This window comes from Burkholderia stagnalis (assembly GCF_902830275.1).
Lineage (GTDB): Bacteria > Pseudomonadota > Gammaproteobacteria > Burkholderiales > Burkholderiaceae > Burkholderia > Burkholderia stagnalis.
The window spans coordinates 95615-113966 of sequence record NZ_CADESW010000016.1 but is presented as its reverse complement, the minus strand read 5'-3'; the positions used below and the strand labels follow the sequence as shown (position 1 = coordinate 113966).

General features: G+C 68.5%; 15 protein-coding genes. 6 read left to right on the top strand and 9 right to left on the bottom strand.

What is annotated here, in order from left to right:
* Positions 1-54: 54 nt before the first annotated feature.
* From HWY45_RS25240 to hpnI, 5 genes are all read right to left on the bottom strand, one after another.
* On the bottom strand, positions 55-612 hold the full coding sequence (locus HWY45_RS25240; RefSeq protein WP_059564783.1) for a hypothetical protein: 558 nt from the start codon (positions 610-612) through the stop codon (positions 55-57).
* Between the two features lie 120 nt (positions 613-732).
* A complete protein-coding gene (locus HWY45_RS25235; protein WP_059802978.1) occupies positions 733-1764 on the bottom strand; it encodes an HpnL family protein in 1032 nt (343 codons plus the stop codon).
* On the bottom strand, positions 1758-2642 hold the full coding sequence (hpnK, locus tag HWY45_RS25230) for a hopanoid biosynthesis-associated protein HpnK (RefSeq protein WP_059882820.1): 885 nt from the start codon (positions 2640-2642) through the stop codon (positions 1758-1760). Before hpnK ends, HWY45_RS25235 begins: the two co-directional genes overlap by 7 nt.
* Positions 2643-2645: 3 nt before the next feature.
* Positions 2646-4088: a hopanoid biosynthesis associated radical SAM protein HpnJ gene (gene hpnJ, locus HWY45_RS25225; protein ID WP_311732934.1), complete on the bottom strand. Its 1443-nt coding sequence runs from the start codon at positions 4086-4088 to the stop codon at positions 2646-2648.
* A gap of 91 nt (positions 4089-4179) precedes the next feature.
* Complete coding sequence (hpnI, locus tag HWY45_RS25220; protein ID WP_059564780.1) at positions 4180-5352, bottom strand: bacteriohopanetetrol glucosamine biosynthesis glycosyltransferase HpnI; 1173 nt, start codon at positions 5350-5352, stop codon at positions 4180-4182.
* A 627-nt stretch (positions 5353-5979) separates the two neighbouring features.
* Between hpnI and HWY45_RS25215 the strand changes: the two genes are divergently transcribed.
* Entirely contained in the window at positions 5980-6978 is a 999-nt protein-coding gene (locus HWY45_RS25215) for an LLM class flavin-dependent oxidoreductase (protein ID WP_059564841.1), read from the top strand.
* A 57-nt stretch (positions 6979-7035) separates the two neighbouring features.
* Here HWY45_RS25215 and HWY45_RS25210 read toward each other — a convergent pair whose 3' ends face one another.
* A complete protein-coding gene (locus HWY45_RS25210; RefSeq protein WP_059882822.1) occupies positions 7036-8100 on the bottom strand; it encodes an alpha/beta fold hydrolase in 1065 nt (354 codons plus the stop codon).
* Between the two features lie 175 nt (positions 8101-8275).
* Between HWY45_RS25210 and pdxY the strand changes: the two genes are divergently transcribed.
* The 4 genes from pdxY to HWY45_RS25190 all read left to right on the top strand — a co-directional run bounded on the left by pdxY (position 8276) and on the right by HWY45_RS25190 (position 13158).
* Positions 8276-9136: a pyridoxal kinase PdxY gene (pdxY, locus tag HWY45_RS25205; RefSeq protein ID WP_059564778.1), complete on the top strand. Its 861-nt coding sequence runs from the start codon at positions 8276-8278 to the stop codon at positions 9134-9136.
* A 13-nt stretch (positions 9137-9149) separates the two neighbouring features.
* Positions 9150-9371, top strand: coding sequence for a hypothetical protein (locus HWY45_RS25200; protein WP_150998746.1), 222 nt, complete (start codon positions 9150-9152; stop codon positions 9369-9371).
* Positions 9349-11493, top strand: coding sequence for a phosphocholine-specific phospholipase C (locus HWY45_RS25195; RefSeq protein ID WP_059882824.1), 2145 nt, complete (start codon positions 9349-9351; stop codon positions 11491-11493). Before HWY45_RS25200 ends, HWY45_RS25195 begins: the two co-directional genes overlap by 23 nt.
* Positions 11494-12015: 522 nt before the next feature.
* Positions 12016-13158 (top strand): branched-chain amino acid ABC transporter substrate-binding protein, encoded by a 1143-nt coding sequence (locus tag HWY45_RS25190; protein WP_059882826.1) that lies wholly within the window; start codon positions 12016-12018, stop codon positions 13156-13158.
* Positions 13159-13331: 173 nt separating this feature from the next.
* Here HWY45_RS25190 and HWY45_RS25185 read toward each other — a convergent pair whose 3' ends face one another.
* On the bottom strand, positions 13332-14093 hold the full coding sequence (locus HWY45_RS25185; RefSeq protein WP_059882828.1) for a FadR/GntR family transcriptional regulator: 762 nt from the start codon (positions 14091-14093) through the stop codon (positions 13332-13334).
* 333 nt (positions 14094-14426) lie between these two features.
* Here HWY45_RS25185 and gudD point away from each other — a divergent pair, with 333 nt between their 5' ends.
* Entirely contained in the window at positions 14427-15779 is a 1353-nt protein-coding gene (gene gudD / locus HWY45_RS25180) for a glucarate dehydratase (RefSeq protein WP_059564773.1), read from the top strand.
* Between the two features lie 39 nt (positions 15780-15818).
* On the opposite strand, the gene HWY45_RS25175 is transcribed toward gudD, so the two are convergent.
* A complete protein-coding gene (locus tag HWY45_RS25175) occupies positions 15819-16622 on the bottom strand; it encodes a hypothetical protein (RefSeq protein ID WP_059882830.1) in 804 nt (267 codons plus the stop codon).
* A gap of 234 nt (positions 16623-16856) precedes the next feature.
* Positions 16857-17921, bottom strand: coding sequence for a glycosyltransferase family 4 protein (locus tag HWY45_RS25170; protein WP_044844742.1), 1065 nt, complete (start codon positions 17919-17921; stop codon positions 16857-16859).
* Positions 17922-18352: the final 431 nt, after the last annotated feature.

Genomic DNA, 18352 nt, shown 5'->3' with positions numbered 1-18352 from the left:
CGGGAAGCGGACTTTTTGCAATTTTCCGGTCGCTTTTTCGATATAGCGAAGCGATCAGTGGCCCGTCAGGATGTCGGAGCGCGAGGTCGTGTAGACGAGCCCGTCCGGCCCGAAATGCACGTTGAAGAAGGCGTCCTGGTTGACGCCGTCCTCGAGCCAGCGCCAGCTCCAGACCGTCTCGGGCTTCAGCGGATACTGCGCGACGTCGCACGGCTTGCCGAGCAGGCGCCGCACCTCGTCCGCATGCATGCCGGGCTGCACCTTCGCGAAGTTGGCCGCGGTGAGCACCTGCGTCGCGCCCGCATAGCGCCCGTTCGCGTCGAGGTCGACGAACCACGTCTGGTTGCCCATCGGCCCGCGCGGATATTCGAGGCGCTTCGAGCCGTCGGTGAACACGCGCTCGGTCTCGGGCTTGCCCATCGTGCCGCGGATGTCCGCCTCGGTCGACTCGCCCGGCTTCAGCCCCTTCAGCAGCAGCGGCGCCGGCTTGATCGCATTGAAGAAATCGCGGATACGTTGCACGTTGAGCTCGCCTTGCTTGTCGTCGCACGCGCTCAGCGCCACGGCGGCGGCCAGCATCGCGACGGGAAACAGCCGGAAACGGAAAATCATCTGAGGAAACGGCGTCGAGACAAACACGCGGCAAGCATACCCGCGCGCCGCCGAAAGCGCGAGATGAGGCAAGGCGGGGGACAAGGCGGAAAGACGAGACGGGCGCGCGGCCCGTCTCGTTCAGTGCATCGTTTCGGTTTCGCGCGCGGCCTTCGCCGGCTGCGGCGCGCGCGACGCGGGCGCGGTGATCCGGCGTCGCGTGCGGACCAGCTCGGCGAGCTGCCACGAGCCGAGCGCGATGCAGCCGAACACGACTTCGCGCGCACGCTTCACGAGCGCGAGCGACAGCGCCGTGTCGCGGTCGACGCCGAACATCTGCGCGAGCAGCACGACGGTCGCTTCCTGCACGCCGAGGCCGCCCGGCACCATGAACGCGGCATGGCGCGCGGCCTGGGTCATCGCCTCGATCGCGAGCGCGCCGCCGATCGACACCGGATGGCCGAGCAGCGCGAGCGCCCAGTAGATCTCGAGCGCGCCCACCGCGTAGCCGAGCAATTGCCAGAAGAACGCGCTGAACAGCAGGCCCGTGCGCGACATCAGCGCGTCGATGTCCGTATCGAGCCGCCGGCCGTCGACGCCCTGCAGCAGCCGGTGCGAATCGCCGAGCAGGCGGCCCGCGAAACGCTCGATCGCATGGAAGATCCCGCCGCGCCGCATCAGCACGACGCCGAGCACCGGCAGCGGCAGCGACAGCAGCAGCGCGAGGCCGATCGTGCCGCCGCCCATGTTGTGGGTGGTCGCGAGCAGCAGCACGAGGCCGAGCGCGGCGAACGCATACTGCACGACGATCGTGACGAGCACCTCGACGATCACCGACGCGGTCACGCGGCTCGCGTCCGGCACCTGCCAGCGCGCAAGCCGGATGCCGACGATCTCGCCGCCGATCCCGACCACCGGCAGCAGCCGGTTCACGGCTTCACGTACGGTCGCAACCCACCACAGGAACGGCAGCGAGCTGCGCTTGCCGAGCAGCAGCTGCCACGCATACGCGTCGAGCAGCAGCGGCAGCGCATGGAACGGCACGAGCCACAGCAGCGCGAAGCCGGCCTGCTCGATCATCCGCGACACGTCGCCGACGCCTTCGTGCAGCACCAGCGCGAGCAGGATCCCGATGCCGATCGGCCAGCCGAGCCATTTGATCCACTTCATGATGGCTGCGCTCCCGGTTGACGCGCCGCGCGCGCGGTGCGCGGCGACGCGGCCTGGCCGAACACCGCGGCGAAGCCGCCCGTCGCGGCGCCCGACGCCTTCAGCGCGGCGGCGACGCGCGGCGACAGCAGCGCATCCAGTTCGTCGACCGGACGGTAGCCGGCCATCGTCGGCGTGACCGGGCCCTCGCCCGCCTCGGCCGGATGGCAGTAGATCTCGCCGACGCCCGGCGGCAGCGCCGCGAGCGCGTCGAGCAGCACCGCCTCGTCCATCCCGCCCGTGTGCTCGATGCCGACCACGTAGTCGTTGTGCGCGAGCCCCGCGTGGTCGAGCCGCGCGCGCACGAGCCCGATCCACGGCTTCAGCCACGCGGGCGCGGTCACCTCGTACGGCAGCCGGACCGCGCGCAGCCCGTAGTCGCGGCCGATCTCGATGATCATCGACAGGATCGTCGGATGCAGATGGAAATGCTTGTGCGCGTTCACGTGGTCGAGCGGCAGGCCGCTCGCCGCGAACGCGTCGAACTGCGCGCGGATCTCGCGGCGCAGCTGCGCACGCACGTGCGGCAGGAAGAAGAAGCGGCAGCCGTCCTTCGCCATCGCGTCGCCGAAGCGCCCGTCGGCGCCGACGAGCGCGGGGATCTCATGCGCGGGCAGCGTGGCCGGCCCGTCCGCGAGCACGAGATGCAGGCCGACTGCGAGCGACGGCAGCCGCCGCGCGCGCTCGATCGCATCCTGCGCGGCCGGCGCGCCGACCATCAGGCTCGCGGCGTTCAGCACGCCGTCGCGATGCGCGCGCTCGACCGCCGCGTTCACCCGCGGATGCAGCCCGAAGTCGTCCGCGGTGAAGATGAGCGCCCGCGCCGCCCGCTGTGTGCTCACGAATCAGGCCTCGTGCGCGCGCAGGAAGCGGAAGAATTCGACGCCCTCGCGCAGACGGCGCTTCATCATGTCCCAGCTCGTCAGCATCTCGCGCACGATCTCCCAGATCTTCGACGGGCGGAAGTAGAACTCGCGGTAGAACTGCTCGAGGTGGTGATAGATCTCGTCGCGCGACAGATGCGCGTAGCCGATCGCCGCGAGCTGCACGCCTTCCTTGCTCACCAGGTTGATGGTCTTGTTCTCTTCCATCCAGCCGTTTTCGACGGCCTGCTTGTAGAGCGTCGTGCCCGGATACGGCGCGGCGAGCGAAACCTGGATCGTGTGCGGATTGATTTCCTTCGCGTACTCGATCGTCTTCTTGATGGTTTCCTGCGTCTCGCCCGGCAGGCCGAGAATGAAGGTGCCGTGGATCTTGATGCCGAGCTTCTTGCAGTCCGCGCTGAAGCGGCGGGCGAAATCGGTGCGCACGCCCTTCTTGATGTTCACGAGGATCTGGTCGTCGCCGGATTCGAAGCCGACCAGCAGCAGGCGCAGGCCGTTTTCCTTCATGACCTTGAGCGTCTTGTACGGCACGTTCGCCTTCGCGTTGCACGACCACGTCATGCCGAGCTTGCCCAGACCGATGGCGATGGCTTCGGCGCGCGGCAGGTCGTCGGTGAAGGTGTCGTCGTCGAACATCAGTTCCTTCACTTCCGGCATGTTGTCGCGGATCCACTTCGCTTCCGCAAGCACGTTCTCGACCGAGCGCGTGCGATAGCGGTGGCCGCTGACCGTCTGCGGCCACAGGCAGAACGTGCAGCGCGACTTGCAGCCGCGGCCCGTGTAGATCGACACGTACGGGTAGTTCAGGTAGCCGATGAAGTAGTTGTCGATCTTCAGGTCGCGCTTGTAGACGGGCGCGACGAACGGCAGTTCGTCCATGTTCTCGAGGATCGGACGCGCTTCGTTGTGCTCGATCGAGCCGTCCTTCGCGCGCCAGCTCAAGCCCTTGATCTCGGGGAACGGCTTGCCTTCGGCGATTTCCTTGCAGGTGTAGTCGAATTCCTCGCGGCACACGAAGTCGATGGCCTCGCTCGCCGTGAGCGAGTTGTGCGGATCGACCATCACCTTCGCGCCCACCATGCCGACCAGCATCGACGGCTTCATCTTCTTGAGATCCTGCGCGAACATCGCGTCGGTCGGGAACGACGGCGTGCTCGTGTGGATGATCACGAGGTCGTAGTCGTTCGCGATCTTCAGCGTCTCGTCGACCGACAGCCCGTCGGCCGGCGCGTCGACGACGCGGCTGCCCGGCACGAGCGCGGCCGGCTGCGCGAGCCACGTCGGATACCAGAACGAGCGGATTTCGCGCTTCGCCTGGTAGCGGGAGCCGGCTCCGCCGTCGAAGCCGTCGTACGAAGGGGCCTGCAAGAACAGCGTTTTCATGAATGCTCCGGTAGCCTGCATAGTTCGAGTTCGTATCAAGAATCTAGTAAAAAAACCGCGGGCCGCCATGAAGGCGCCCGCTGTCGAAATGGGTATTGGCCTGCGTTCGCTGCTAGCGGCCGTCGCCGCCTTCCACGGCCGTCGCGCGCTCGCCGCCGACGACCGTCATCCTGGCGCCGCGCCACACGACCTGCGTGCCGAACGCCGCGACGAGCCACTCGAGCGCGAGCAGCGTGTCGCGCACCGCGACGAGCGGCAAATCGCGCCAGAACGCGCGCCAGCCGTCTTCGCCGCGCGCATGCAGCACGAGCCGCCCGAACGCGCCCACGACGGCCGCCCCGCCCGCCAGCGTGCCGGCGAACGTGCCGTCCAGGCGCAGCGCGAGCGCCGCGCCGATCGCGAGCCACGGCGCGGTGAACGTGATGAACAGGAACGCGAAGCCGCCCGGGTTCAGCGAACGGATCGTCCGCAGCCAGCGGGTTTCGCGATGCCACAACGGCCCGAACGACGCTTCGATCACGTCGGTCGCGACCTCGACCTCCGACAGCACCGTGCGCCGGCCGATGCGGCGCGGCAGCTCGGCGAGCCAGAAATCGTCGGCCAGCTCGTCCTTCAGCGCCTTGAAGCCGCCGATCCGGTCGAGCGTGTCGCGCGTGAGCGCGAGCGTCGCGCCGAAGCCGAAGCGGCTCGAGCGGCCGAGATGCGTAATCCGCACCGACGGCGCGAACCACGCGTCGACGAACTGCGCGCCGATCCGCGTCCAGAACCCGCCGACGCTGCGCGCATGATACAGGCACGTGACGACCCCGACCGACGCATCGGCGAGCGGCGCCGTCACGCGCTCGAGATAGTCGGGCTTCACCGCGATGTCGCTGTCCGCGATCACGATCCGCCCGTATTTCGCGCGCTCGGCGAGATTGATCAGGTTGCTGACCTTCAGGTTCTTGCCGTATACGCGCGCATCGATCACGAGCGCGATGTCGCATTCCGGATAGTCCGCGCGCAGCCGCTCGACCACCGCCACCGCCGGATCGGCCGCCGACGCAACGCCGAACAGCACTTCGTAGCGCGGATGGCGCTGCTCGCAGAAGGTCGCGAGGTTCTCGTACAGGTGCGGCTCCGCGCCGCACAGCGGCTTCAGCACGCTGACGGGCGCGAAGCCGCCGCGCGCGGCCGTGCGCGGCGTGCGCGGGCGCGGCGCGAACGCCGCGACGAGCGCATAGCCGGCCGCGGCCAGCGTGAACGCGACCAGCAGCCACTCGAGGATCGATACGGTGGACGTCATGCGCACCGCCCTGCGGCGGCCAGGCCGCGGCGGCAATCGACTGAGCGTGGTTTGGATGATGCGATGGCGACGAACACGGGCACGACCCGACTCCTTGTTCCGGCAGCGTCTGAATTGGGGGGTGAACGCCAAACCCGAATCCGGCCATGCCCCCTCTTGCGAGGCACTCCCTGCGCGACGCCCGGGCGGGACGCAGGAAGATCGAACGGAAACCGCGAGCGCGACATGGACAGCCGCCGGATTTTAGCAGTGCGCGATATCAATCGCTTGGCGCCTGATGAAACGGACTGATGCAAATCCGGCAAACCCGCATTGCGGAGATCCGATTTGATTCGACGCCCGTTCAGCTTAGCGTAAGCACTTTGCAGGCGTATTGCAGTCTTGATTTTTCGGCATTTCGTGCTTTTTTGTGTCTGCATGCGCAATCGCAACCAATCGCCGTAAGAATCCGTCATCCTCATCGTATTGGCACGATTTTTGGAACAATCGTTCGCCTCGATGCGGGGCGCCCCTGCCGGTCGCAGGGGTATCCGCGCGCCGCCAGCGCGTTCCGGAACCCTTTGGCAAAATCGTCCGAATCTGTTGCGTCCGCGCATCACCGCGCGGCGCCGTTCGAAGGCCCATCCGATGATTCCGTTCTCCGTACTCGATCTTGCCCCCATTCCCGCCGGCGCCGACGCCGCGCAGGCGTTCCGCAACACCCTCGATCTCGCGCAGCACGCCGAGCGCTGGGGCTACCAGCGCTACTGGCTCGCCGAACACCACAACATGCCGGGCATCGCGAGCGCCGCGACCGCCGTCGTGATCGGCCACGTCGCGGGCGGCACGAAGACGATCCGGGTCGGCTCGGGCGGCATCATGCTGCCGAACCACGCGCCGCTCGTGATCGCCGAGCAGTTCGGCACGCTCGCGTCGCTGTACCCGGGCCGGATCGATCTCGGCCTCGGCCGCGCGCCGGGCACCGACCAGACCACATCGCGCGCGCTGCGCCGCGACCTGATCGGCAGCGCCGATTCGTTCCCCGACGACGTCGCCGAGCTGCTGCGCTACTTCGCCGAGCCGGCGGCCGGCCAGCGCGTGCGCGCGGTGCCCGGTGCCGGGCTCGACGTGCCGGTCTGGCTGCTCGGCTCGAGCCTGTTCAGCGCGCAGCTCGCCGCGATGCTCGGCCTGCCGTTCGCGTTCGCGTCGCATTTCGCGCCGGACTACCTGTTGCGCGCGCTCGACGTCTATCGCGCGCAATACCGGCCGTCGGCCGCGTGGCCGAAACCGTATGCAATGGTCGGGGTGAATGTGTTCGCCGCGGAAACCGACGACGAGGCGCGACGCCTCTTCACGTCGCTGCAGCAGCAGTTCCTGAGCCTGCGGCGCGGCACGCCGGGCAAGCTGCCGCCGCCCGTCGACGTGCTCGACGCCAACGAGCTCGAGCTCGCGGGCGTCGCGCATTCGCTGTCGTTCGCCGCGGTCGGCTCGCGCGACACCGTGCGTGCGCAGTTGCGCGAGCGGATCGCGCGCACCGGCGCGGACGAGCTGATCGTCACCGCGCAGATCTACGATCACGCGGCGCGGCTGCGTTCGTTCGAGATCACCGCGCAAATTCGCGACGAGCTGGCGAGCGACGCGCGCTGAGCGGCGTTCGCGCCACGCAGGGCCCGTCCGGCGCGCGGCTGCGCGACGCGCGCGCCGTTACTGCGGACGCGCCTGCGCGAGTCCGTCGAGCAGCGCCTTGTGGAACGTGTCCGGATCCTGGATCTGCGGCGCGTGGCCGAGCGCCGGGAATTCGACGAGCTGCGCGCCGGGGATCGCCGCCTGCGTGCGCTTCGCGAGCTCCGGATACCGGCCGAGCTTCGCATGGACCTCGGGCGGCGAAACGTCCTTGCCGATCGCCGTGGTGTCCTTGTCGCCGATCAACAGCAGGGTCGGCACGCGGATCGCGCCCATCTCGTAGACCACCGGCTGCGTGAAGATCATGTCGTACAGCAGCGCGGATTGCCACGCGACCGTCTCGCGGCCGGGCCCGCGGTACATCCCCGCGAGCATCTGCACCCAGCGCTCGTACGACGGCGCCCACTTGCCCGCGTAGTAGGCCGCCTGCTCGTAGCGGCGGATGCCTTCGGCCGTCGTCTTCAGCTCGCGCGCGTACCAGTAGTCGACCGACAGCGGCGGCACGCCGAGCGCCTTCCAGTCCTCGAGGCCGATCGGGTTGACGAGCACGAGCTGCTCGGTCGCCTTCGGATACATCAGCGCATAGCGCATCGCGAGCATGCCGCCCGTCGAGTGGCCGACGAGCGTCGCGTTCTTCACGCCGAGCGATTCGAGCAGCGCATGCGTGTTGCGCGCGAGCTGCTGGAAGCTGTACTGGTAGCGCTCGGGCTTCGACGACTTGCAGAAGCCGATCTGGTCCGGCGCGATCACGCGATACCCGGCGCGGCCGAGCACCGCGATCGTCTCTTCCCAGGTCGCCGCGCAGAAATTCTTCCCGTGCAGCAGCACGACCGCGCGACCGTTCGGATGCGCGGGCTGCACGTCCATGTACATCATCTCGACGGTCTCGCGCTGCGACACGAACGTGTAGCGATGCACGGGCTCCGGGTACGTGAAGCCTTCCAGCCGCGGGCCATAGGCAGGCCCGTCGTTGCCGCCGGGCGCCGGGCTCGCCGCCATGGCGACGGGCGCCGCGCCCGCGGCGGCAAGGCACGCGCCGAACAGCGCGACGCGGAATACGGACAACATCTTGCAAATCGAAGGCATGGCGGAGAGGATGAGTGGAAACGCACGCCGGCAGCCTGTCGGCGCCGCGCCACGCGATTCTACGCGGGTCGCGATGACGACGGCGCGCAACACTCCGTTGCCGGGCGGCTTTCTCGCATGCGAGAAACTCGGGTATCGTGTGACGTGACCCTGATCCGCGTGCAGGCGAATCCCCATGAAAAACGTCCTCAGCATTCAGTCTCACGTGATCTACGGCCATGCCGGCAACAGCGCGGCCGTGTTTCCGATGCAGCGCCTCGGCGTCAACGTCTGGCCGCTCAACACCGTGCAGCTGTCGAATCACATGCAGTACGGCCACTGGGCAGGCAGCGCGATCGACGCCGCGAAGATGGAACAGCTCGTCGACGGCATCGCCGCGATCGGCGGGCTCAAGCGCTGCGACGCGGTGCTCTCCGGGTTCCTCGGCTCCCCCGCGCAGGCGCGCGCGACGGTCGAGATCGTGCGCTCGGTCAAGGCGATGAACGCGAACGCGTGGTACTTCTGCGATCCCGCGATGGGCCAGACGGGCGGCATCCGCCCCGAGCCGGGCGTCGAGGAGTTCATCGTCCACGAGATGCCCGCGCTCGCCGACGGCATGTCGCCGAACCACACCGAATTGCAAAAGCTCGCCGGGCGCCGCATCGAGACCGTCTCCGAGGCGGTCGAGGCGTGCCGCGCGCTGATCCGCCGCGGCCCGCAGATCGTCCTCGTCAAGCACCTGCACGACCGCAACAGCCCCGCCGACCGTTTCAACATGCTGGCCGTCACCGAGACCGAAGCATGGATCGGCCAGCGCCCGCTGTATGCGTTCCCGCGCCATCCGGTCGGGGTCGGCGACCTGACGAGCGCGGTGTTCGTCGCACGGCGGCTGCGCGGCGACTCGGTGCGCGCCGCGTTCGAACACACGCTCGCGGCGGTGCACGCGGTCGTCAAGGCGACCTACGACGCGCGCCGCTACGAGCTGGAACTGATCGCCGCGCAGGACGAGATCGCGAGCCCGAGCGAATGGTTCGGCGCGTGGGTCACGGACGTCTGACGGCGCGCGCCGCGTGACGACGCCCGACGCGCTCATGGCGGCCTTGCCCGGCCTGCCCGCGCAAACGTTTCCACCGCTTCACATGAATGACACCGTTTCGCCGCTATGCTCGCGGCGGCACGATCCGGTGCAGCTCGCCCACGCGCGCCGCGCCGGCACGCTTGCATCACTCCCCGCCATCCGGCACCTACCTTTTCCGCACGATACCGACCATGACCCGATCGAACCGTCGTGACTTCCTGCGTCTTGCCGCCGGCACCGCCGGCGCAGCCACGCTGAACCTCTTTCCGCCCGTGATCCGCGATGCACTGGCGATTCCCGCGAATCGCCGCACCGGCACGATCCGCGACATCGAGCACGTCGTGATCCTGATGCAGGAGAACCGCTCGTTCGACCATTACTTCGGCACGCTGCGCGGCGTGCGCGGCTTCGGCGATCCGCGCGCGCTGCGTCTCGCGAACGGCAAGTCGGTGTTCCATCAGCCGGTCGGCCTCGCGGAGCTGCTGCCGTTCCATCCGCGCGCGAACCATCTCGGCCAGCAGTTCCTGCAGGACCTGCCGCACGGCTGGCAGGACATGCACGCGGCCTGGAACAAGGGCCGCTACGACCAGTGGGTGCCGAACAAGGGCACCACGACGATGGCGTACCTGAAGCGCGACGACATCCCGTTCCACTACCAGCTCGCCGACGCATTCACGATCTGCGACGCGTACCACTGCGCGATCCCGAGCTCGACCGACCCGAACCGCTACTACATGTGGACGGGCTACGTCGGCAACGACGGCACCGGCGGCGGCCCGGTGCTCGGCAACGAGGAGAAGGGCTACGGCTGGACCACCTATCCGGAGGTGCTCGAGCAGGCCGGCGTGTCGTGGAAGATCTACCAGGACATCGGCACGGGCCTCGACGCGAACGGCTCGTGGGGCTGGACGCAGAATCCGTACATCGGCAACTACGGCGACAACGCGCTGCTCTACTTCAACCAGTACCGCACCGCGCTGCCCGGCTCGCCGCTGTACGAGAAGGCGCGCACCGGCACCAACATCAGCGCGGGCGGCACGCTGTTCGACGTGCTGCAGCAGGACGTGAAGAACGGCACGCTGCCGCAGGTGTCGTGGATCTGCGCGCCGGAGGCGTATTCCGAGCACCCGAACTGGCCGGCGAACTACGGCGCGTGGTACATCGAGCAGGTGCTGAAGACGCTCGTGTCGAACCCGGACGTATGGAGCAAGACCGCGCTCTTCATCACCTACGACGAGAACGACGGCTTCTTCGACCACGTGCCGCCGCCGTTCGCGCCGCAGTCGCGCGACAACGGGCTGTCGACGGTCGCGACCACCAACGAGGCATTCCCCGGCGATGCGTCGCACATGGCCGGCCCGTACGGCCTCGGGCCGCGCGTGCCGATGCTCGTCGTGTCGCCGTGGACCAAGGGCGGCTGGGTCTGCTCGCAGACGTTCGATCACACGTCGCTGCTGCAATTCATCGAGGCGCGCTTCGGCTCGCAGTACGCGGTGACGGCCGGCAACGTGTCGCCGTGGCGCCGCGCGGTGTGCGGCGACCTGACCTCCGCGTTCGACTTCGCGACGGCCGACGCGAGCTGGCCGCAGTTGCCCGACACGAGCGGCTACGCGCCGCCCGACCGCAACCGCCACCCCGACTACATCCCGATCCCGCCGATCGTGCAGAAGCTGCCGAAGCAGGAGCACGGGCTGCGTCCGGCGCGCGCGCTGCCGTACGAGCTGTTCGCGTACGGGCGGATCGACAACGCCAGCGGCCAGTTCCGGCTGACCTTCGCGAACACCGGCCGCGCGGGCGCCGCGTTCCAGGTCCAGGCGCGCAACCGCGTCGACGGCCCGTGGACCTACACGGTCGAGGCCGGCAAGCGGATCTCCGACATCTGGAACCCCGCGCCGTCGCTCGGCCTGTACGACCTCGACGTGTACGGCCCGAACGGCTTCTACTGCCACTTCCGCAGCCCCGCCGCGCAGGCGGTCGGGCCCGCGAGCGTCAACCCGGAAGTGATCTACGGCTATGACGTCGCCAACGGCAACATCACGCTGCGCCTGATGAACCGCGGCCATCGCGCGGTGCGGCTCAAGGTGACGAGCGCATACGGCCACGGCCAGCCGCGCGTGTTCGACCTTGCGCCGGGCGCGCGCGTCGACGACTACTGGGACCTGCGCGGCAGCAACGGCTGGTACGACCTGACGGTCAGCGACGGCAAGCCGCTCGGCTTCCTGCGCCGCTTTGCCGGCCACGTCGAGACGGGCCGCCCGAGCACGAGCGACCCGCTGATCCGGACCGAGCATGCGACTTCGTCCGAAGCCGACGTCGCGTCCGAGGCTGAGGCCTAGGCCGAGTAACGCCGTCGATACGTGCCGGCGCCGTCCGACGGCGCCGGCACGCCATTCCGCCGGGCGCGACGCGCGCCGCCTCGCTTGGTCTCGCTTGGTCTCGCTTGGTCTCGCTTGGTCTCGCTTGGTCTCGCTTGGTCTCGCTTGGTCTCGCTTGGTCTCGCTTGGTCCCGCTTGGTCTCGCTTGGTCTCGCTTGGTCTCGCTTGGTCCCGCTTGGTCTCGCTTGGTCTCGCTTGGTCTCGCTTAGTCTCGCTCTGTCTCGCCCGGTCCCGCCCCGCCCCCTTCCCGCGCCGGCGCCGGCCCGGGAATTCCCTCATCGCCGCTCTCCCTTGCTCCGCCGACGTTGTGCGGAAATCCGCACGTTTCGTGCGCCGAATCGACAAGACTCGTCCAATTTGGCCCCCTATAAATCGTCGTCAGACGCTTCGGGCCCGCCACCGGCCGGCTCCGCATCCGCGTCGCCCGCGCGCCCCCCGGCGCGCGTATTCGTGTCTCCGTGTCTCGCCTTCGAAGGAACGCATATGAGATTCCGCCATTCGCTGCTGTCCGTCTCGCTCGCCTCCGCCCTCGCCGCCCTCGCGCATCAGGCCGCCGCGGCCGACGATGCCGTCAAGGTCGGCTTCGCCGCGCCGCTCACCGGCGTCAACGCCGGCTACGGCAAGGATCTGCAGAACGGCGTCCAGCTCGCGCTCGACGACGCCGCCGCGCAGAAGGTGCAGATCGCCGGCAAGCCGACGCGCTTCGAGCTCGTCGTGCAGGACGACCAGGCCGACCCGCGCGTCGGCGTGCAGGCCGCGCAGAGCCTCGTCGACAAGAACGTGTCGGTGGTCGTCGGCCACTTCAATTCGGGCACGACGATTCCCGCGTCGGTCGTCTACGACAAGGCCGGCATTCCGGTCATCGATCCGGCCGCGACCAACCCCACGCTCACGTCGCGCGGGCTCGCGAACATGTTCATGGTGATCGCGACCGACGGCCAGAACGCCGGCAACGCGGGCAAGTACGCGGTCGACGTGACCAAGGCGAAGCGCATCGCGATCGTCGACGACCGCACCGCGTTCGGCCAGGGCGAGGCCGACGAATTCGAGAAGGCGGTGAAAGCAGCCGGCGGCGCGATCGTCGCGCGCGAATTCACCAGCAACCAGGCGGTCGATTTCCGCGCGCAGATCACCAGCCTGAAGGGCAAGAACCCCGACCTGATCTTCTTCGGCGGCCTCGACGCGCTCGCCGCGAACTTCGTCAAGCAGATGCGCCAGCTCGGGCTGAATGCGCAGTTCGTCGGCGGCGGCGGCGTGAAGGACAACGAGTTCATCAAGATCGCCGGCCCTGCCGCCGAAGGCGCGATGGCATGGGAATACGGGCGGCCGCTCGACGAGCTGCCGCAGGGGAAGGATTTCGAGCAGCGCTTCAGGAAGCGCTTCGGCGTCGACGTGCTGTCGTACGCGCAGTTCGGCTACGACGCGACCTGGGCCGCGATCAAGGCGATGCAGGCGGCCGGCTCGACCGATCCGGCGGTCTATCGTCCGGCGCTGAAGAAGATCGACTTCGAAGGGATCACCGGCCGCATCTCGTTCGCGAACGACGGCTCGCTCAGGAGCGGCATGTCAACGCTCTACCAGGTGAAGGGCGGCAACTGGAAGACGATCGTGACGAAGGGCGGCTGATCGCGCAGCGCAAGCCCGGCGGCGGCCCGCGATAAATGGGCGCGGCGCCGCCGGGCCGGTTCATTGCGCCGAACAGGCCGAGCAAATCATACGATGACTGACATTATGATCGGCTGGCACACCCTTCGATCGAAGGCGGCCCCGCCCTGCCGGGCCGGCCGCCCCGCCTGCCCTTACTCGGCGTGCGCGTCGCGCTCCGCTTCGGCCGCCTCGTGCGCGCGGCGCAGCCGCTCGCGGCTGTTGGTCAGGTGCGTGCGCATCGCGGCCCGCGCCGCCTCCGGATCGTGGCGCGCGATCGCTTCGTAGATGTCCTCGTGCTCGTGGTTCAGCCGGGCCACATAGCGCTCCAGGTCGTCGCCGGCGAAGCGCGCGGAATTCACCCGCGTGCGCGGGATGATCGACGCGCCGAGCTGCGTCATGATGTCGACGAAATACCGGTTGCCGGTCGATTGCGCGATCTGCAGATGGAACTGGTAGTCGAGCTGCGCGGTGTCGCGGCCGCCGCCCGAGCCCGACGCGATCGCGTCGAGCGCGCGCCGCAGCGCCGCGAGATCGGCGTCGTTCGCGCGCTGCGCGGCGAGGCTCGCGCATTCGCTTTCGAGGCTGATGCGCAGCTCGAGCACCGCGAGCACGTCGCGCAGCGTCGTGATCGTCGCGGGATCGATGCCGAGCGCGTGGCGGCGCGACGGCTCCAGCACGAAGCTGCCGATGCCGTGGCGGGTCTCGACGAGGCCGCTCGCCTGCATCCGCGAGATCGCCTCGCGCACGACCGTGCGGCTCACGCCCTGCGTCGCCATCACTTCGGTTTCGGTCGGCAGTTTGTCGCCGGGGCGCAGCGTGCCGTTTTCGATCTGCGCGGTCAGCGCGTCGACGACATCTTGCGCGAGGCTGCGTGCGCGGCGACGCGGCGCTGCGGGGAGCGTGGGCACGGACATGTGGCCGGTTCCTTATTGAATGATCGTTTCGTGAGCCGAGGGTTTACGCGGGGTTTGAGCGAATGCCTGTGGTTCATTATACTGCGTCACAAGTCATCCGACGACTGATGATCGCCGTATTTGTCTCCTGTCGATCAGGGTTGGCGCTTCGGCGCTTACTCTGTCTCATGCAGACCAGTCGGGCGTTTCGCACCGCTATCCTGATCGAATTGCCTCGATGCGGCGGCCGCAGACGCCCCGCGCACGTCGGTTGTCGAATGATCGCACCTCCTGCCGGGCACGGCAAAGCTTTTGCCGCGCACGGCACCGCCCACCCTTTTGCCCTCGCCGCCCATGAACGCCGCCACTTCCACGCCTCCTCACGACACGCCGCGCATCGTCGACCTGCAAGCGATCCCGGTCGCCGGCCATGACAGCATGCTGCTCAACCTGAGCGGCGCGCACGGCCCGTTCTTCACCCGCAACCTCGTGATCCTGACGGACAGCGCGGGGCGCACGGGCGTCGGCGAGGTGCCGGGCGGCGAGAGCATCCGCCGCACGCTCGACGATGCGCGCGCGCTGGTGGTCGGCCAGCCGGTCGGCAACTACCACGCGGTGCTCAACGACGTGCGCCGCCGCTTCGCGGACCGTGATGCGGGCGGCCGCGGCCTGCAGACCTTCGACCTGCGCACGACGATCCACGCGGTGACCGCGCTCGAGGCCGCGCTGCTCGACCTGCTCGGCCAGCACCTCGGCGTGCCCGTCGCCGCCCTGCTCGGCGAAGGCCAGCAGCGCGAGCGCGTCGAGATGCTCGGCTACCTGTTCTACGTGGGCGATCGCGCGAAAACCGCGCTGCCCTACCGCGACAGCAGCGGCGCGACCGACGAATGGACGCGCGTGCGCAACGAGCCCGCGCTGACGCCGGAGGGGGTCGTGCGGCTCGCCGAGGCCGCGCATGCGCGCTACGGTTTCAACGACTTCAAGCTGAAGGGCGGCGTGTTCGAGGGCGCGCGCGAGATCGACGCGGTGACCGCGCTGGCCGAGCGCTTCCCGGGCGCGCGCGTGACGCTCGACCCGAACGGTGCGTGGTCGCTCGACGAAGCCGTGCGGCTGTGCCGCGACCAGCATCATGTGCTCGCGTACGCGGAAGACCCGTGCGGCGCGGAGAACGGCTACTCGGGCCGCGAGGTGATGGCGGAGTTCCGTCGCGCGACCGGCCTGCCGACGGCGACCAACATGATCGCGACCGACTGGCGGCAGATGGGCCATGCGGTGCAGCTGCACGCGGTCGACATCCCGCTCGCCGATCCGCATTTCTGGACGATGCAGGGCTCGGTGCGCGTCGCTCAGATGTGTCGCGACTGGGATCTCACGTGGGGCTCGCATTCGAACAACCACTTCGACGTGTCGCTCGCGATGTTCACGCACGTCGCGGCCGCCGCGCCGGGCAAGGTCACGGCGATCGACACGCACTGGATCTGGCAGGACGGCGAATGCCTCACGCGCGAGCCGCTGAAGATCGAGAACGGGCTGGTGGATGTGCCGAAGCGGCCGGGGCTCGGCGTCGAGCTCGACATGGACGCCGTCGCGGCCGCGCACGAACTGTACAAGCAGCACGGTCTCGGCGCGCGCGACGACGCGGCGGCGATGCAGTACCTGATTCCGGGGTGGACGTTCGACAACAAGCGCCCCTGCCTGGTGCGCTGAGCCGCGGACCGCGCGCGGCGCGCGGTGCCGGGTGAGTCGTCAGACGATTTGCCTGAGCGCCGCGTCGAGCGCGAGCACCGCGACGCGGTCGCCTTCGGTGGCGAGCGGCGCGCGCATCACGATCTGCCGGTTATGGCCGACGGCCGCCGGCGAATCCCACAGCAGCTCGACTTTCGGCCGCTTGAACCCGCCCGCGCGGCGCGGCGGCGCAACGACGCTCGCCTGCCCCGCGTCCGGCTGGGCTGCCGCCGGGGTGCGGCCAGGCCAGCGCACCGACAGCTCGCGCGCGTCGTACTGGCCTACCTTGCGGCTTTCCATCCAGACGATCGTGGTCCGGGTAAGCGTATCGACGGAGATGGCGTAGCGGCCGACCGCGAAGCGCCGCGCGGCGACATTGGTGCGCCACAGCGGCCGCGGCCGGCAGATCCAGATGACGGCCGCATACAGCGCCGGCGCGGCGACGAGCCAGCCGTTGGTCGCGGTCACCGCATGCAGCGCGTGGCGCCAGCCGGCCGCCCACACATAGGCGCCGATCGACCAGGCGGCGAACAGGAAACCGATCAGCGCGAAGAACCGCAGCGCCTGGCGCAGCCATTGCGGCAGCGGATGGAACGGCCGCTCGGCGCGCGCCACCGCGCCCGGCAGCGCGAGCAGCAGGAACATCAGCACCAGGTACACGAACGCCCACGGCGACGAAGCCATCGCCGACAGCGACTCGCGATAGCCCATCTGCGACATCGAGAACAGCCACCGGGCGAGCAGCACGAGACCGATCGCGCGCAACGCGAAGATCACGCCGGCGCCCGGTGCGGGGGCTGCGCGCGTGGTTTTCGTTCTCGCCAAGACTGCTCTCCTCTCGATGATCGGCACGGCCGGATTTTTCGGCACGGCCATTATAGGGACATTACCGGCTGGACAGACGAACGGCAGCGGTGCTGCCCCCTGTTCGGGGCCGTCGCGGCCGCCGAGCGCGGCGAGAATACAACAGATTGGCGCCGCGGATGTGACAACGCCCCGCCGGGAGACCCGGGCGGGGCGTCGGTGAAGCCGGCCGGCGAGACGCGGCCGGCGTCGGCGTCAGCCTGCGTTGACTTCGCGCAGCACGGTGCGGCGCTTCTGGCGCAGCAACTCTTCGTAGCCCTTCACGTAGTTCTGCGCCATCACCTTCGACGAGAAGCGCGCTTCGAACGCGGCGCGAACCTTCTCGCGCGGCAGCGTGTCCAGGCGCTTGAGCGCCGCGACGGCCGACAGCTCGTCTTCGACGACGAAGCCCGACACGCCGTTCTCGATCACTTCCGGCACCGAGCCGCGCTTGAACGCGATCACCGGCGTGCCGCAGGCCATCGCCTCGATCATCACCAGGCCGAACGGCTCCGGCCAGTCGATCGGGAACAGCAGCGCGTGTGCGTTGCCCAGGAATTCCGTCTTCTCGGATTCGCTGATTTCACCGATGTACTCGACGTGCGGCAGCGCGAACAGCGGCTTGATCTTCTCTTCGTAGTACGCGCGATCGGCCTTGTCGAGCTTCGCGGCGATCTTGATCGGCAGGCCGGCCTGCTCGGCGATGCGGATCGCCGTGTCGACGCGCTTCTCCGGCGAGATGCGGCCGAGGAACGCGAGGTAGCTCGGCTTCACGTTCGGGATCGGCGTCAGCAGGTTTTCAGGCAGGCCGTGGTAGACGGTCGACAGCCAGTTCGCCTGCGGCAGCGGGATGCGCTGGTTGTCGGAGATCGACACGACCGGCACGTCGCTGAATGCGTTGAAGATCGGCTGCAGTTCCGGCAGGTCGAGGCGGCCGTGCATCGTCGTCAGATGCGGCACCGGCTGGCGCGAGAACAGCGAGAACGGGTAGTAGTCGATGTGGCAGTGCAGGACGTCGAACTCTTCCGCGCGGCGGCGCACCTGCTCGAGGAGCAGCATGTGCGGGGCCATCACGTCGCGGATCGTCGGGTCGAGGCGCAGCGCCTGCGGCCAGCAGGCTTCGAGCTTCGCGGAGGTCTGCGAATCGCCGCTCGCGAACAGCGTGACGTCGTGCCCCATCTCGACGAGTGCTTCGGTCAGATAGGACACCACCCGCTCGGTACCACCGTACAGCTTCGGGGGAACCGCTTCGTGCAACGGAGCGATTTGGGCGATTCGCATGCGTAACTCCTAAAAAATCGGCAAAAAACAAGCGTTGGGTCAGCAGCCTGCCGGCGATCCCGGCGGGTCGCATCTCGTCCTTCAGTCGGACGAATCGGCCTGCTGGCGGCGTCGGACCCGCGCTGCTCAAGGAGCGTCGGCGACGCGACAGGCATAGAACGTTTGAAACGAAGACCCGTTGACAGGGGTTCGTAAAAATCCAATTGCGCGAACCCGGAGCCGATTATCTAGGGTTAATCCCGATACGGCGCACAACATTTCAAACTCTTTACTTTGTTACAAAGCGGCAACACTTTGCAACCCGCGGACGTTTTCGTCCGTTCTAGAGTGGAAGGCCCTTTTGGCATTCCAGACCACGCTCCGCAATCTTCGGGCCGCACAAGCGGCCGCCGCGCTGCGGCGCGGGATGCCGGATTTTATCTCAAAATCGG